A 15,456-nucleotide genomic window follows, 5' to 3' on the forward strand; every position below is an offset into this window, starting at 1 on the left:
ATTGATGAGCTGCGTACTGTTTAACGAATACCCAACCCAAGACGGCAAGAAGATTGTTGAGATCAGTCTGAATGCCGAGCGCTCTTTGAATGCGCTGACCTTGGAGATGATCGACCTGATCCAGCCAAAACTGGATGAGTGCAAAACAGACGATTCTGTCGTGGCGATCCTGCTGGATAGCGCCGGCGAAAAAGCGTTTTGTGCCGGTGGCGATGTCGTCAATCTTTACAAGGCGATGACCGGTGAGGGCGATGCTTCCTTCCCAGAAGATTTCTTCACCCGGGAGTACACGCTGGATTACACCATCCACACTTATCCAAAACCAATTATCTGTTGGGGTGCGGGTATTGTGATGGGCGGCGGCATGGGCCTGATGAACGGCTGTAGCCACCGTATCGTGACCGAAAGCTCCCATCTGGCGATGCCAGAAGTAACGATCGGCCTCTATCCAGACGTGGGCGGCAGCTGGTTCCTGAATCACATGCCGGGTCGTACAGGTCTGTTCCTTGGCTTGACGGGTAACCCAATGTTCGCTGCCGATGCACTGTTCCTTGGTTTGGCTGATCGCTTTGTCGCGAATGAACTGCGCCAGAACATGGTTGAAGGGCTACAAGCGGAAAACTGGGATGGCTGTGCAACAGCTGCCGTTAACCGCGTGTTACGGGTTGTAGAAGAGCAGTCGCAACCGCAGTTCAAATCGGAGTCCCCGATTCAACAGCATTACGACTTTATCCAGAAGATTACCGATCACGACAGCGTTGAAGAGATTGTCTCTGCACTGTTGGCGGTTGAAAGCGACGACAAGTGGATCAATCGCTCCCAGAAAGCGATCGGCCATGGCAGTCCTCTTGCGATCAACCTGATCAAACAGCAACTAGAACGCACCGATCAGATGTCCCTGAAAGAGGTGTTCTGTGCCGAGATTGTTCTGTCTGTACAGTGCTGCAGTCATCGTGAATTCCCAGAAGGCGTGCGAGCGCTGCTTGTGGATAAAGATGGCAAACCGCAGTGGACCTATCCAACACTGGCAGAGGTTGATCAGGCAAAAGTAGCTGAATTTTTTGAGTCACCTTGGAAAGGCGACGGACAGGAGAACCCGCTGGCGGGTCTTTAAAGACTCGCTCAGAGCGAAGATCAGTGGGCACACAATATCGGCGCAAGATGCGCCTCCCACAAAAGAATTGAAGATGGGATGCAGCGTTAAGCATCCAGAGTAAATAACTAGTTATAAAAAAATAACAGGACTAGAGAAATGGCGACTATCGGTTTTATAGGTTTAGGTAACATGGGTGGTCCAATGGCGATCAACCTTGTTAAAGCGGGTCACTCAGTAAAAGCATTCGACCTGTCTCAAGATGCAATTGCCAAAGTAGTGGCTGAAGGTGGCCAAGCTGCTGCGACAGCCGTAGATGCAGCAACCGATGCTGAGTTTGTTATCACAATGCTGCCTGCGGGTAAGCATGTTGAAGGTTTGATGGTGTCTGGTGATGCACCACTGTTTGATGTGGTTGCTGACGGTGCACTAATTATCGACTCATCTACGATCGATGCTGAAACAGCTAAGCAGGTTGCAGCAGTAGGTGCCGAGCGCGGTATTAACTTTATCGATGCGCCGGTATCTGGTGGTGTAGGCGGTGCGGTAGCAGGCACGCTAGCTTTCATGGTGGGTGCGTCTGACGAGCAGTTTGCTAAAGCAAAACCTGTGCTTGAGTGCATGGGTAAAAACATCTTCCACGCCGGTAGCAACGGTGCAGGTCAGGTGGCTAAAGCGTGTAACAACATGCTACTAGCTATCCTAATGACAGGTACATCTGAAGCCCTAAACATGGGTGTGAAGAACGGCCTAGATCCAGCCGTGCTATCTGAAATTATGAAGCAGAGCTCGGGTAACAACTGGTCACTACAGGTTTACAACCCGTTCCCAGGTGTGATGGAAGGCGTACCTTCTTCCAATGATTATCAGGGCGGTTTCCAAGTCGATCTAATGTTCAAAGATTTAGGTCTGGCGATGGAGCTAAGCCAACAAAGTGCGTCCCCAACTCCAATGGGTTCGCAGGCACGTGCACTGTTCAATCTGCACAAAGCCAACGGTAACGGCGGGCTGGACTTCTCCAGCGTTCTTCGTCTGTACCAAGACCAATAAAACTTATCCACAGATAAGCGAAACCTGCCAGTTGATGCGTGCTGGCAGGACTTTCCAACCTAAAACAAAAATAATTGAGGTTGATTCGATGGGATACAATCATGAGTATCAGTTGGCTTTGGCGAACACCGAAGCTTACTGGGCGGATCAGGCTGACCGTATTTCTTGGTTCAAAAAGCCGACAAAAACCCTTACAAAAACAGATTTTGGTACCTACAGCTGGTACGCCGATGGTGAGCTAAACAGCGCTTATTTAGCACTGGATTACCATGTGGAAAATGGCCGTGGTGAGCAGGTTGCGCTTTATTACGATTCGCCTGCTGCTGGAAAAAAAGAGGCCATTACTTACAACCAGCTTCTTGATCGTGTTGCCCGTTTTGCCGGAGCCCTAAAAGCTCAAGGCATCGAGAAAGGCGATACGGTTCTAATCTACATGCCGATGATTCCTGAAGCAGCCGTGGCTATGCTGGCCTGCGCGCGTTTAGGTGCAATTCACTCGGTGGTCTTCGGTGGCTTTGCCCCTGCCGAGATGGCGATTCGTATCGATGACGCCAATCCGAAGATGATCCTTACTGCGTCTTGCGGTATCGAGTTTGATAAAACCATTGCTTATAAACCGCTGGTGGATAAAGCGATCGATCTGGCCGAGCACAAGCCAGAGCACACTATTGTGTTCCAGCGTGCGATGGTTAAAGCCGATATGGACCGCGATGGCGATCTGGACTGGATCGAAGTTCAGGAAGGTGTCGAGCCTGCGCCATGCACTCCGGTTAAAGGTTCTGACCCGCTTTATATCCTTTACACATCAGGTACTACTGGTCAGCCAAAAGGGATCGTCCGTGATAACGGCGGTCATGCGGTGGCACTGAGCTATGCCCTGAATAACGTTTACGGCATGCACCCGGGTGATGTTTGGTGGGGCGCGTCCGATATCGGTTGGGTTGTAGGTCACTCCTTCATCGTTTACGGCCCGCTGATGGGCGGCTGTAGCGCGATCTTCTTTGAAGGTAAGCCGATCAAAACACCAGATGCAGGTACGTTCTGGCGTGTAATCGAAGAGTACAAAGTTAATTCTATGTTCTGTGCGCCAACCGCTTTTCGAGCGATTCGTAAAGAAGACCCAGAAGGTGCACTGTCTCACAAATACGATCTAAACAGCCTTAAATGGGTGTTGGTTGCCGGTGAAAAACTGGATTCCTCAACCTACCACTGGTTGTTCGATTTGTTGAAAGTGCCAGTGATCGATCACTGGTGGCAGACCGAAACAGGTTGGCCGATGACGGCTCCAATGATGGGGTGGGACAATCCATCTGAAGCGCGCTTAGGTTCTACTAATAAGCCGATTCCAGGCTACGACATCCGTGTATTGGATGGCGATGGTAACGAAGTCGAAGACGGCGAAGCGGGTAATATCTGCGTGAAACTGCCGATGCCACCGGGCGTTGCTTGGAGCATCTGGAATAACAACGATCGTTACGTTAGCTCTTACCTAGAAGCCTTCCCGGGTTACTACCACACCGGCGATGGCGGCTTTAAAGATGATGACGGTTATATCTACATCACCGGTCGTACCGACGATGTGATTAACGTATCCGGCCACCGTTTATCCACAGGTGAAATGGAAGAGGTTGTTTCCGCCCATCCTGCAGTAGCCGAATGTGCCGTGATTGGCGTAAACGATGAACTTAAAGGTCAGTTGCCAGTTGGTTTGATCGTATTAAAAGCCGGTGAACAGATCGAAGAAGAGCAACTACAAACGGAACTGGTAAAAATGGTCCGTGAACAAGTAGGTGCCCTTGCTTGCTTTAGAAGCGCAATCGTCGTGCAACGACTGCCTAAAACACGATCAGGCAAAATCCTGCGCGCGATACTGCGAAAGATTGCAGCTAAAGAGCAGTATAAAATGCCCTCAACCATCGATGACGCCTCAATTCTTCCTGAGATTGAAGCACTAATCGAAGCGCGAGGCGCCATTTAACCCCCAAGAAAAATTACCCACAGGGGTAGTTTCTTCCACTAGGAGCTATCCCACCTATTTTTCAGATTCTGCTCTCTTACCGGCCATGTACTTAGCGCATGTGCCGGTTTTTTTGTTTAAGGGCAGGACGCCGCTTCGCGGCTAGAGATCGGCTTCGCCTTTTAGGACGCCACTGCGTGGCTAGAGGACGGCTGCGCCTAGAGGAAAAGACTATCAGTAGCTAGTGACTCGATGTTAGTGACTAGGAAACCTTGCCGTTCTATTTGATCGGTTAGTTACCTTGTTTTGCCATACAGATTAAGTTAAAAAAGTAAGTGTATTAGACAGATGGAAGTCTAGCGTGGGTTGTTACACGACCCCGTATATCTCTTGATATAGCGCATGCGCAGTTTGTCACGGAAGAATCTTTTAATTTTCAGAATTATTCCTTCCTTTTCAAATTCTTACATCTGTTTTTAATCAAATATGGTGAGGGGAGATAAACGTGCTCCCGTACATACGAATGTTTTATGTTCAATGGAGTTGGGCAGCATGCTGGATCTGTTTAAGCAGTCACTACCATATCTAACAGTACTTGGGAGTGTGGGGGCATTTTGCTTTGCCGTTTTTAAATATCTTCATACTCAGCATATCAATGCAAAAAACAAACGCTTTGAGCAGTTCAACAAGATATTTGAATGGGTTGCTGGGCGAACTGCTGATGGACAAACGCTTGTAGATACACAGCAAGCTATGGCGGTTTACCAGTTATCGGAGTTCTACGAGTATAGGGATATGTCGTTGCCAATTATTGAGTACTATTTGGCCCAAACAGTTCAAGAATCTGATAGCTCTTTGTTTCGAGCTTCCCTTCTTTATAGCAAGGCGAAGTTGAGTGAAAACGTATAACAAGTTCATCCAGCAGGACGTCAGCTTCAATGCCGCCTCTGCTAAAAGGCGTTAGATTTGAAAAATGAGTCATTCATACTTAGGCTTTTTCGCTATCTTGCTTATATTACTTCCTGCTTGCTCTGAGCAAGTTGAAACGGAATCAGTCCATACGCCAATTGAATTACGTTATACCACCCAAAAACAAGAGATAAACCTACGACCAGTTGGAGTTTTAGTATCCATTCCAGCCAACGAACTTTGGGCCGTCCATACGAACCCGGTGAACCGAGGGTCGCCTCAAAACAATCCGTATGTTGGAAAGGCCTGGGATCGAGTTGAGGCTCGCTTTGTACTCCTTCCCGAGGTACATAGACGTACTCCTGAATTAGAGAGCATCTTTACTGAACGAGGTGGCAGGAGGTTGCTGATTATAAGGCTAATGCAACCGATGAGTGCTGACGGTGACCCTAGAAAAACCTGGAAAAATCTTGAGAAATACCTAGGTTCAACTATTTCAGCCGATTCAGAATTAGTTGAACTTATAAAAGATAGTGGTAAGCGTCCTCCTCTACAACTCATTGCTAAACATCCTGAGTTAGGGCTGGTCGAATATGAGTACAAGGTAAATGTTGAGACTCGAACTAGGTTTTACCTCGGGGAGAACGTATTAATACGATGCTGGTATCTGTCGTTTCGAGGATTTCGGCACGAATGCGGGACTTCCTTTAATCTCTCGAATGGCCTGTTGGTAAACGTAATGTTTTCATACGAGAACTTGCCCAACTGGAAGAGGATATTGAAATTCGCAAAACAACGGTCAAAAAGTTACATTGTTCGTTAATAGCTTTGTCATAGTAAAGCAACATTGCAGTACATCGAATTTATCAAATGGGTGGTGTGGGACAGGGTTCAACTTTATTTCACCTACCCCACACCCTAAGCGTTAATGTCTCCAAAGTGTCGTAAGCGAACAAACTTTTAGATAAATTTTTCTTCCTAGCAGCGACGAGGTCGCGTTCTAGCAAGCAACGCGTCTAGTAACTATCGACTGTTAGATAGGTGGGCCGTGGTAGTAATGCCATAGAAATAGCGAACCAACGCTTCGCCAAGGTGCCCAGTGCTCAACTATATCTCTTGCTTGTTTGGGTGTTGGTTTATCTGGGAGCCTTTTCAGACGACCCAATGCAACCTGAATGGCGAGATCATCGGCCGGAAATATATCCGGGCGTTTTAAAGAGAACATCAGATAGATTTCTGCGCTCCAACGTCCAAAACCGCGAAGACTGGTGATGGCCGCAATAGCGGCTTTGTCATCCAGTAAGTCTAAGCCCTCAATATCAAAATGGCCGGTATTCACGGCATCGGCCAAGCCTTTAGCGTATTCAATTTTGCGCCAGGATAAGCCCGCATCACGTAAAGCTTGATCATCAATATTCAATAACTCTGAAGCCGTTACTTCCGGCATTAGCGCAGTGACTCGCTCTAAAATCGCTTGAGCAGCTTTGGTCGAAATTTGCTGACTTACAATGGCAGATAGGAAGGTTTCGAATCCCTTAGGACGATGTCGTACCGGAGGCGGCCCCAATTGTGCTGCGGCGCGTTTGATATCAGGGTCGAGTAGAGCCAACGCTTGCATTCCACGAGCAATGTCTTGCTCATTCATATCATGTACCACTTAAATGGAGATTAATCTCAGAGTTATAGGTGCCTGTCGCTTGTGGGTAAGTCTAGTGCAATGAGCGCTATGTCCGAAAATAAGTAACTTCTATGCAAAAGCCGAGTAACCAGAAGAGTGGTTAAAATAGTAGGGGCGACAAATAAATACCATCCGATTTTTGCGCCGTATCTTTTTAAACTGTTATCAACCCTAAATTACTTATATTCCTTAGCAATAAACGGATGGAAACCGCCTTAAAAGTGGGTTTTTATGGTTATATCTAAACGCTAATCAAGAGCTGAATTATGTCGATGCCATCAGAACAGGAAATGATCGAGGCCTTAGCAGCGCGAGATAAATCTCGTGATGGCGATTTCTATTATGGTGTTATCACTACCGGTGTGTTCTGCCAGCCATCCTGTTCATCACGCTCCGCTAAGCCAGAGAATTTAAGATTCTTCCCTGATATGGAAGCTGCCATGCGAGCTGGTTTCCGGCCTTGTAAACGCTGCTTTTCTTTAGACGAAAAATCTGGGACGTCTAGGCTTATTGAGGTGGCTCGGCATATAGAAACACACGCGGAAGAACAGCTGACCCTGGCAAGTTTGGCTGAACTTGTCGGGCTGTCTGCCTCCAGACTGCAACGAGTGTTTAAGAGTGCCTTTGGGATTTCGCCCAAAGCTTACCAAGATGCCGTTCGAATGCGGCGGTTTAAGAAGTCCTTAAAACAGGGTGATAGTGTGACGGATGCTATTTTCTCGTCCGGTTTTGGATCGGTCAGCCGTGTTTATGGAGAAGCGACCCGAAATATAGGTATGGCACCTAAAGCATACAGGGCAGGAGGCGAAGGAGAGGTTATCTCGTACGCTTGCCGTAACTCTGTGCTTGGTCAGATGATGATGGCTGCTACCGATAAAGGAGTCTGCTTCGTCCAGTTTGACGATGATGAAGCGTCATTACTTTCTAAGCTCGAAGACGAGTTTCCGAATGCCAGTTTGATCCCCTCCACATCCCAAGAAACGCCTGCACTTGATGCATGGATGGAGGCGTTGGATCAGCATCTGAGTAAAGGTGTTCCTAGACCCGGTCTACCACTCGATATGCGCGGTACCGCTTTTCAAATGAAGGTATGGAAATTCCTATTGAGTGTGCGAGAGGGAGAGGTGCTCAGCTACAGCGAATTGGCTGCAAAAATAGATAAACCCAAAGCGTTTCGGGCGGTTGCATCCGCGTGTGCAAAAAACCGAATAGGTATTCTGATCCCTTGTCACCGTGTATTAAGAGGAGATGGTAGCCTCGGTGGATACCGCTGGGGATTGGAACGTAAAAGGGCTTTGCTAGATGCGGAAAGGGAAAGGAAAGCGAGTGAGACCGTATCCAGTAAATAACCAAAAAGAGGGCCGCATTGCGGCCCTCGCTTTACTGATCTGTTATGGCATATAAAGCTCGCCATAGAAACCATGGGTATTCAGCGTAATAGTGACCGGAGCGTCACTTGTATTTTGCCAATACCAGCCATGGGTTCCTTTGAATGGCGCGGTGAAATTACCACTCGCTTGCTGTTGGTTTTTGCCAATCCAATAGCTAGTAAATTCATCTTTACCTGCATTGGGTACTTCCCCGTGCATATCGAAGTAAACCGAGCCGCCTTCTGCTGTCCAAGTAAACACAAAGTTATCACCGGTGTTCATTGGGGATTTTATTTCGGCTCCTTGTCGAGGCATCAACGTTATTTTCATCGTATCACTACGAGGTTCTGTTTCGCCTTTCCAGAGCGGATTTTCAATGCTTACAGCATTGTTAGCCTGTGATGCTTCTTTGAGCACTTCTGGCTCGGTTGCATGCGCTTGGCTTAGCACATTCAAACCCAAAACCTTACCCATACCTGTTGGGTCTACTCCATATTCAGCAGGAAGGATTGTGGTGACTAATATGACGGTGCCCGCTACAAACGCTGCAATAGTCGCTTTGATCAGGCTCTTTGTTGACGGTAATCCGTCTTTATTGATGTTTGAAATATCGTTCATGATGAATTTCCTATGCAGTAACCCAATAGCCCGTTAATTGAAAACCAATGAGCATAAAGCCCAGTGTCATTAGGACTGCATTGGTAAAGAATGCGTGTTGATTAAACGAAGGTGATTTTCGCCAGAAGTTCATGGCAATCAGAATGCCTGCCAAAGCTAGCATTTGGCCGATTTCCACACCGACATTGAAAGCTAATATGTTTGCCACTAGGCCATCCTCCGACAGAGTGAAGTCTTGCAGCTTTGTTGCCAGACCAAAGCCGTGGAAGAAGCCGAAAATCAGAACGGCAGTCTTAGTGTTTGGCTGAAAACCGAACCATCTTCGAAATGCGCCAAGGTTATCAAGTGCCTTGTACACAACGGACAAACCAATAATCGCATCAACGATATAGGGGTTTACGTGAGTTTCGCTGAGCACCCCGTAAAGCAGGGTTACACTGTGTCCCACAGCGAATAATGTTACGTAGATAGCAACATCCTTCATTCTGAATAGAAAGAAGATGACACCAAATAGGAACAGTAAGTGATCGTAGCCCGTGACCATGTGTTTGGCACCCAAATAAATAAAGGGTAACAACTGCATGCCACTGGCACTTTCGATAAACACAGCATCCCCTTCGGCGACACCATGAGCAAAAGCTTGTGTAGATAGCCCCATGCTAACAAGCACCACTAGAACCGTAGCCACAGAGATAAGGCTACCTTTCCAGAAGGAATGTAGGGCAGATGAAAAGCCTGGATTCATACCTGTACTCCATTCAAAGTTAATACAGATTTTAAAGCGCTATGCGCGATCGATATCTAACCTAAATTGCGCCGTGGAGGGCGATACAGATCACTTTGATAGGGAGGCAAGGTATTGAAAGTAAGCGTTGGGTAAGTACTGCGAGCATCAACCCGAGGGCGTTCAGGGTATGCGATTAAAAATACTTGGTGGTCGAGCGCCATGACCGTATGGATAAAGGGATGATCGTCTTCGGAAATACCAGACGATTCATCGTGCATATGGTCGAGTTCGGGTGGATGGTAGTGCCCATGTTCTAAAGCGACTTGCCAAGGGTCAGCCTCAGGAGCGCTATCGTGCTGAGATATTTGAACGGCCCAACTCGCGCGGCACAACGTTGCCACGAGCAGTAAAGCGATTACTGCTACGCGTGTTACGTTAGATGTCAGGCCTTGGCGTATCATTGACGGTTCAAACACTGGTGATATTGAATTATCTCGATTCTATCGAAGTTGCTTAAGTAAATAAATTATCCACTTGGATTAGCTTAGGGTGCTTCTGTTACTGGACTCTCTTGATAGATACAACGATCGGGCTCTATTACTATATGCGCTTTAACAATATTAGAGGCCAGAGTTGAGTGACTAAGAAAGGTTGGGCTCGGTTTGATAAGATAATGCGGTGGATTCATCTGTATATCGCATTATTTTTGGCGCCTTGGTTGTTAATGTACGCGACCAGTGCGTTTTTTCTGAACCATAATGATTGGTTCCGAGACCTATTCCATGTCATTCCTCCAGGCTGGGCGATCGTTCAGGAACAGGATTTCAAACCCTCTGAGATCTCTTCCAGTACGCCGCAACTCACAGCAAAAAATCTGCTGACCAGGCTCGATCTAAAAGGCGATTACCAACTACTGGCAGAGTCAAATAACCGTCAATTGGTCATACTGCGTTATTCTGGTGCCGGTAACTACCGTATTACCTGGCAGAATGCGCAAGGTAAGGCTGTGGTTGAGCGGTATGTGCCATCATCAATGTACGACTTTTTACACTATCTGCATTTCAAATCTGGATTTGAAAGGAGGCAGCTTGCTTCGGATATATGGGCGATAATTGTCGATTTTGTCGCTATTTCCATATGGATGTGGGTTATTTCGGGCCTGTATTTATGGATTCGAAGACGAAAGAAGCAGCATGTCGATATCTTGATTTTTGGTTCTGGTATCACTGCCTTCATAGTATTGGCTATTTTGTTGTATCAGTAGAGGGTAATGTTTTATCAAAGTTAAGAAGTGCATCACCGATAAGTAAGTATCTACAGTGCTTTAATTTTTCATTACAGCCATAAAGTCATGTTCTAGCAAGCAACGGGTCCAGCTATTGACCGCTTTTTCCAGCTTTTCCCCGTTCTTATCCGCTATTTTCCTGAATTACATTTTGTTAGGGTTTTCCCTTATAAAGTTCTCGTAATATCGCCCGAAACAGGCTATAAATGAGGTTATAAAAACAACAGAAGTAGATGGTATTACCTATATTTAATCAGGTAGGGCCATATTTTTGGAGATTCGGGTATGCAGGTTAAAAACAGTGTTTTTGTTATCACCGGTGGTGGTCGTGGTTTAGGGCGCGCAATGGCGGAGAACCTAGCAAAGCAGGGTGGTAAGTTGGCACTGATCGATTTGGATCAAGGCAATTTGGATGAAGCGGTTGCTGCATGTTCTGAGTTCGGCGGAGAGTCCCGCGGTTATGTGTGCAATATCACTGATGAGTCTGCGGTTGAGCAAACCTTCAAACAGATCGTAGCTGACTTTGGCGAGATAAATGGCTTGGTCAATAACGCCGGTCTGATGCGCGACGGCATGCTGATCAAAGTGAAGGATGGTGAGCTGCAAGCGAAGATGAGTCTTGAGCAGTTCCAGTCGGTGGTTGAGGTTAATATGACCGGTACCTTTCTCTGTGGTCGAGAAGCAGCGGCTGCGATGGCAACTCAAGGGACAGGTGGTGTTATTGTAAATATCTCCTCGGTGTCCCGTGCCGGTAATATGGGCCAGACTAACTACTCTGCAACTAAGGCTGCTGTCGCGACTATGGTAACGAGTTGGGCGGGTGAACTAGCGCGCCATAAGATCCGTGTTGGCGGTATCGCACCGGGTGTGATTGCTACAGAGATGACGGCGCAAATGAAGCCCGAAGCGATCGAGCGTATGGTCGCAGCAGTGCCTGTACGCCGCTTAGGTGAAGTGGAAGAGATGGCGCATACGCTGCAATACATTATTGAAAACGAGTTCTTTACTGGTCGTATCGTTGAGATGGACGGCGGTCTACGTATCTAAGCCGTAGGAGTGATGAAGCTTAAATCAGCCTCATCACTCGTCTTCGATCAGTTCACTTTCGCAGGCGTTTTTGAAACTCAAGGTAAAGCTAAAGCTACTACCTTCATCTGGCGTGCTGTCGATCTCTAGCTCTCCACCCATCATCTCGATTAATTGCTTGCTGATAGATAGGTTCAGTCCGTGCCCTGTCTGTGTACTAAAAGTAGGAGCGCCATCGCTGCCGGCGATGTTAAACAAGGTTTTGATCTTGTCTTCATCCATGCCTAGGCCGGTATCGCGAATAGAAAACTCAAATTGTGACAGTGCGTTGCTGCTAGCTTGTTGCGAAACGCTCAAGATCACGGAGCCTTGGGTGGTAAATTTCAGGGCGTTATCGAGGAAAATATTCAAAATCTGCAACAGGCGCTTGGAATCACCAAACAGGGATGTGTTGATCACTTTTGTTTTCAGTTTGAGCTGTAAACCTTTACCTTGGGCTGCGGGTTTGTTGTGGTCGATCGCTTCGCTGACCAGTGATTCAAGGTTAAATCGAATCGGGTTTAGGTGTGCTTTGCCGGATTCTATTTCGGAGTAATCGACAAGGTTTTCGATCACTTTGAGTAGGTTTTCAGCTGAGTGATGAATCACGCTAAGCACTGCTACAGGATCTTGGATCTGGCTGTTCTGAGCGTTCTGCTCGGTTAGGGTGATGATCGCATTTAACGGTGTATGGATTTCATGACTGATGTTCGACAGGAATTGCGACTTAGATTGACTGATCTGAGCCAGTTCTTGCGCCTTAATCGCAATTTCGTGATTTGATCTCTGCAGGTCTGATGTTCTTTCTCTAACAGCCGCCTCCAAGTTGGAGCGGATGCTGATATCTTCTAGCGAAATAATCAGAGAGGGGATCAGCGTGCTGATAAATTGTTGCTCTTCAATGCTGATACTGACAGGGGCTTTTGACAGTATCTCGATAGAGCCCACAAGTTCTTTACCGTGGCGTAGCGGGATGTTGATCAGATTGCCTTGTAGCTTCTCTTCGGAATGTGATGTCTTGCAATGTATTTGAGCATCCCGAACCAAGATCTCAATTTTTCCATCCTGGCGGTACGATTCCTCAATTATTGGCGTGTCTGACGCGTCTAAGTTAGGAATGCGGTTGGTATTTTGATGGTAGTAAGAGATATACAACGCCGATGAAGATAAACAGGGAATCGCTTCAGAGATCACATTAGATACCGCAGAGAAAGAGTCCTGTTTCTCTTTGCTCTCTTTCATTTCCGTTACGCCGCGGAGCAGCAAAAGTGCCAGCTTGTGAGATCTATCGAGGTTTTTGTTTAGCTCGTTAAGTTGCTCAGACGATTCCGCTAAACGGGTAGTCATGGCGTTGATACTTTGCTCGAGCACTTTCAACTCATCATGACGTTTTCTCGGAATGATGATGTCGGATTTGCTGAGCTTATCAAAAGTTAAATTCTGCAAGGCATTACTCAGGTGTTCAATCGGGCGTATCAACGTAGGGCGTACGATATAGAGGAAGATAGCCCACAACGCGGTTGTTTTGATGATGGCGTTAATAATGATTAACGCAAAGCCCGCTTGTACCTTGGTAAGTACGACGTCGGAGCTGGAGTAAAACACAGCCCGACCTACTGCTGCCTCTTCATTCTCCTTGGTGTAAACAATGGAGAACTCATGTTCCAATAATTGTGTGGGTAAAATTCCGCTAGAGTGCTCAGCTAAATTGTCGTGGGTTAAACCTTCTGTAGAGATAAGCGAGTCGCCTAGATCATAAATCTGTAAGCCAACGATAGAAGGGAGTTTCACTATACCCGGTGTAATCGTTTTGGTACGTTCCAGATCTAAATCCCAAAGGGAATCGGCCAGCGGTTCTTCAAATGAACTTTGGTAAAGCCGCAGATCCTGCATCACCGAAGATTTTACATTGAAGTATTCGGTTGCCATGTGAGCCAGAGTCACAATGGCGGCAATAATGATGTAGATCGAAAAAACCAGCTTGATCAGATTGAAGCCGATTGAATCCTTGATTGGTATGGCGTTATCACCCTTCATCATTGATCCTTCTATTGTTCAATCTGACAGTGAGCGGGAATCCATTCGGACCAGACTGCTTGGTTATCGGCCATCCATTTATTTGCTGCTTCCTCATAACTCAGGCCATCAACATCAACCATAGAGGCCAGTTCGGCAATCATGGCATTGCTGAAGTTGATATTTTGTAAGGTTTCATAAGCACAAGGCCAAGTGTTGGGCATGCTTTTCCAAGCGACTTTTTTGAGCCAACCTTTTTTCGGGTTGCCGCAATCGTGCAGGAAGCGCGGGTTGGTTCCCCAGCTGGGTTTGGTCTCGCAGTCGGGGTGATAGTCTGGAAATTCAATAAAGCGGCCCGGGTATTTGGCTTCCACCCAGTTGGGTGTCCAGTTAAATAAAACGATAGGTCGTTGTTCGATAGCCGCACGTTTTAGCTCGACCCAAAGATCATCGCCTTGTTCAACGGTAATCGCTTTAAAGTCCATGCCGAGTGCGCGGATGCGAGCGGCATCAGGTTTCTCCCATGGTCCGCCTAGGTACATCCCTTGCGGGGCAGTGCGGGGATCAACAAAAAGGTCGGAGCATTTTTTTAGCGCCTGCCAATCTGGTAAGCCTGGGCATAACTCTTCGACATACAGTGGATACCACCACTCTTCTCGGGTGATGGCATCGTGGGTGCCGGCATCCACTATAGCTCCGGCATCGATCATACGTTGGAACATCTTGGACATAGTGCCTTCCCAGACTTCGACCTGAACATGGCTCAAGCCTAGTTTGAGTGAACCCCACTGGGCATTACTGGTTTTGTTTACGTAACCGACGTTATAGCCCATCGATTGCAGTACCTGACCCGTAACTCGAGCCAGCACTAACTGGCTGGTCCAGTCGTTCAGTAAAACTTGAATAGGTTTGTCTGATTCCGGCACAGCTGGCTGGTTAGCTGATGTCAGGGGCGCAAAGATAAGTATCAAAAGCGCAGCAATCCATTTATGGCAACGGAAGGTCATAAAATCTTTCTCTGGCTTTGTGTACGAAATTTAAACAGCAGTAATGTTCAGGCAGGTTTAACCTAGCGGGCTAACCTCTTGTAAATGTAGCAGTATTTCCAGAAGGCGCCAGCTTACAGCCAGCGTCGAACTTGCTGAGTGTAGGTCTTGTAGCTATCACCAAATAGTGCGGTGAGCGCTTGCTCTTCAAGTTGGATCTGAAACTTGTTCATATACAGGATAAAGCCAACCGAGCAGAGCAATGATACGGGGTTTGCAAGGTAGGATGCCCAGCTTAGAAGCAGACACATCAAGCCTACATACATCGGGTTGCGTGTGTATTGAAATATCCCTGTCGTCACTAGAGCAGAGCTTGCCTCTGGAGTGGTTGGATTGACGGTCGTTTGAGCTTTACGAAATGAAAAAACACCGGCTAAACCAAACACTAAACCGATTAGGATAATGGCTACTGCAATGGGGATGCGAAGTTCAGTTTGTATTGATAGGAAAGGCAGTAATTTGGCGCAAAGCCACATCAGGCCTGCAAAGATTAATACCAGTGCGACAGGTGGAATTTTCAGTTCTAGCTTAAGCATGCGGCTTCTCAGGTTGTGAAATCCTAGGTTTAGTATCACCTAATATAAACAATCTGGGAATTATCTTGAGCTAAAAAAATCCGGGACTTCGATGGATGAAGTCCCA

General features: G+C 47.1%; 15 protein-coding genes. 8 read left to right on the forward strand and 7 right to left on the reverse strand.

Translation table 11 applies throughout. The features are described from left to right. The first annotated feature begins 4 nt into the window (after nt 1-4). The 5 genes from ACMXYP_RS00480 to ACMXYP_RS00500 all read left to right on the forward strand — a co-directional run bounded on the left by ACMXYP_RS00480 (nt 5) and on the right by ACMXYP_RS00500 (nt 5,832). The gene (locus ACMXYP_RS00480; protein WP_415883054.1) at nt 5-1,114 is read left to right on the forward strand and encodes an enoyl-CoA hydratase/isomerase family protein; all 1,110 of its coding nucleotides are present in this window, start codon (nt 5-7) and stop codon (nt 1,112-1,114) included. Nucleotides 1,115-1,252: 138 nt separating this feature from the next. Beyond that, the gene (mmsB, locus tag ACMXYP_RS00485) at nt 1,253-2,143 is read left to right on the forward strand and encodes a 3-hydroxyisobutyrate dehydrogenase (RefSeq protein ID WP_415883055.1); all 891 of its coding nucleotides are present in this window, start codon (nt 1,253-1,255) and stop codon (nt 2,141-2,143) included. Nucleotides 2,144-2,231: 88 nt separating this feature from the next. Then, nucleotides 2,232-4,121, forward strand: coding sequence for an AMP-binding protein (locus ACMXYP_RS00490; RefSeq protein ID WP_415883056.1), 1,890 nt, complete (start codon nt 2,232-2,234; stop codon nt 4,119-4,121). A gap of 531 nt (nt 4,122-4,652) precedes the next feature. Then, nucleotides 4,653-5,009 carry a hypothetical protein gene (locus tag ACMXYP_RS00495; protein WP_415883057.1) on the forward strand — a complete coding sequence of 119 codons (357 nt, stop codon included), beginning with the start codon at nt 4,653-4,655 and terminating at the stop codon, nt 5,007-5,009. A gap of 64 nt (nt 5,010-5,073) precedes the next feature. Further along, a complete protein-coding gene (locus ACMXYP_RS00500) occupies nt 5,074-5,832 on the forward strand; it encodes a hypothetical protein (RefSeq protein WP_415883058.1) in 759 nt (252 codons plus the stop codon). Between the two features lie 210 nt (nt 5,833-6,042). Here the strand turns inward: ACMXYP_RS00500 and ACMXYP_RS00505 are convergent, their stop codons facing one another. After that, nucleotides 6,043-6,654: a DNA-3-methyladenine glycosylase family protein gene (locus ACMXYP_RS00505; protein ID WP_415883059.1), complete on the reverse strand. Its 612-nt coding sequence runs from the start codon at nt 6,652-6,654 to the stop codon at nt 6,043-6,045. Nucleotides 6,655-6,953: 299 nt separating this feature from the next. Between ACMXYP_RS00505 and ada the strand changes: the two genes are divergently transcribed. After that, nucleotides 6,954-8,036 carry a bifunctional DNA-binding transcriptional regulator/O6-methylguanine-DNA methyltransferase Ada gene (gene ada / locus ACMXYP_RS00510; protein ID WP_415883060.1) on the forward strand — a complete coding sequence of 361 codons (1,083 nt, stop codon included), beginning with the start codon at nt 6,954-6,956 and terminating at the stop codon, nt 8,034-8,036. A gap of 42 nt (nt 8,037-8,078) precedes the next feature. Here the strand turns inward: ada and ACMXYP_RS00515 are convergent, their stop codons facing one another. The 3 genes from ACMXYP_RS00515 to ACMXYP_RS00525 all read right to left on the reverse strand — a co-directional run bounded on the left by ACMXYP_RS00515 (nt 8,079) and on the right by ACMXYP_RS00525 (nt 9,863). Next, complete coding sequence (locus ACMXYP_RS00515; protein ID WP_415883061.1) at nt 8,079-8,675, reverse strand: hypothetical protein; 597 nt, start codon at nt 8,673-8,675, stop codon at nt 8,079-8,081. Nucleotides 8,676-8,685: 10 nt separating this feature from the next. Further along, nucleotides 8,686-9,333 carry a HupE/UreJ family protein gene (locus tag ACMXYP_RS00520; protein ID WP_415884694.1) on the reverse strand — a complete coding sequence of 216 codons (648 nt, stop codon included), beginning with the start codon at nt 9,331-9,333 and terminating at the stop codon, nt 8,686-8,688. 143 nt (nt 9,334-9,476) lie between these two features. Next, nucleotides 9,477-9,863: a hypothetical protein gene (locus ACMXYP_RS00525; protein WP_415883062.1), complete on the reverse strand. Its 387-nt coding sequence runs from the start codon at nt 9,861-9,863 to the stop codon at nt 9,477-9,479. Between the two features lie 176 nt (nt 9,864-10,039). Between ACMXYP_RS00525 and ACMXYP_RS00530 the strand changes: the two genes are divergently transcribed. Further along, the gene (locus tag ACMXYP_RS00530) at nt 10,040-10,666 is read left to right on the forward strand and encodes a PepSY-associated TM helix domain-containing protein (protein WP_415883063.1); all 627 of its coding nucleotides are present in this window, start codon (nt 10,040-10,042) and stop codon (nt 10,664-10,666) included. 306 nt (nt 10,667-10,972) lie between these two features. Beyond that, a complete protein-coding gene (locus ACMXYP_RS00535) occupies nt 10,973-11,734 on the forward strand; it encodes an SDR family oxidoreductase (protein WP_415883064.1) in 762 nt (253 codons plus the stop codon). A 33-nt stretch (nt 11,735-11,767) separates the two neighbouring features. On the opposite strand, the gene ACMXYP_RS00540 is transcribed toward ACMXYP_RS00535, so the two are convergent. The 3 genes from ACMXYP_RS00540 to ACMXYP_RS00550 all read right to left on the reverse strand — a co-directional run bounded on the left by ACMXYP_RS00540 (nt 11,768) and on the right by ACMXYP_RS00550 (nt 15,350). Continuing rightward, nucleotides 11,768-13,789: an ATP-binding protein gene (locus ACMXYP_RS00540; RefSeq protein ID WP_415883065.1), complete on the reverse strand. Its 2,022-nt coding sequence runs from the start codon at nt 13,787-13,789 to the stop codon at nt 11,768-11,770. A gap of 11 nt (nt 13,790-13,800) precedes the next feature. Beyond that, complete coding sequence (locus ACMXYP_RS00545; protein ID WP_415883066.1) at nt 13,801-14,775, reverse strand: ABC transporter substrate-binding protein; 975 nt, start codon at nt 14,773-14,775, stop codon at nt 13,801-13,803. A gap of 113 nt (nt 14,776-14,888) precedes the next feature. Next, nucleotides 14,889-15,350, reverse strand: coding sequence for a methyltransferase family protein (locus ACMXYP_RS00550; RefSeq protein ID WP_415883067.1), 462 nt, complete (start codon nt 15,348-15,350; stop codon nt 14,889-14,891). Nucleotides 15,351-15,456: the final 106 nt, after the last annotated feature.

The organism is Neptuniibacter sp. QD34_54, assembly GCF_047778055.1.
In the GTDB taxonomy this organism is placed as follows: domain Bacteria; phylum Pseudomonadota; class Gammaproteobacteria; order Pseudomonadales; family Balneatricaceae; genus Neptuniibacter.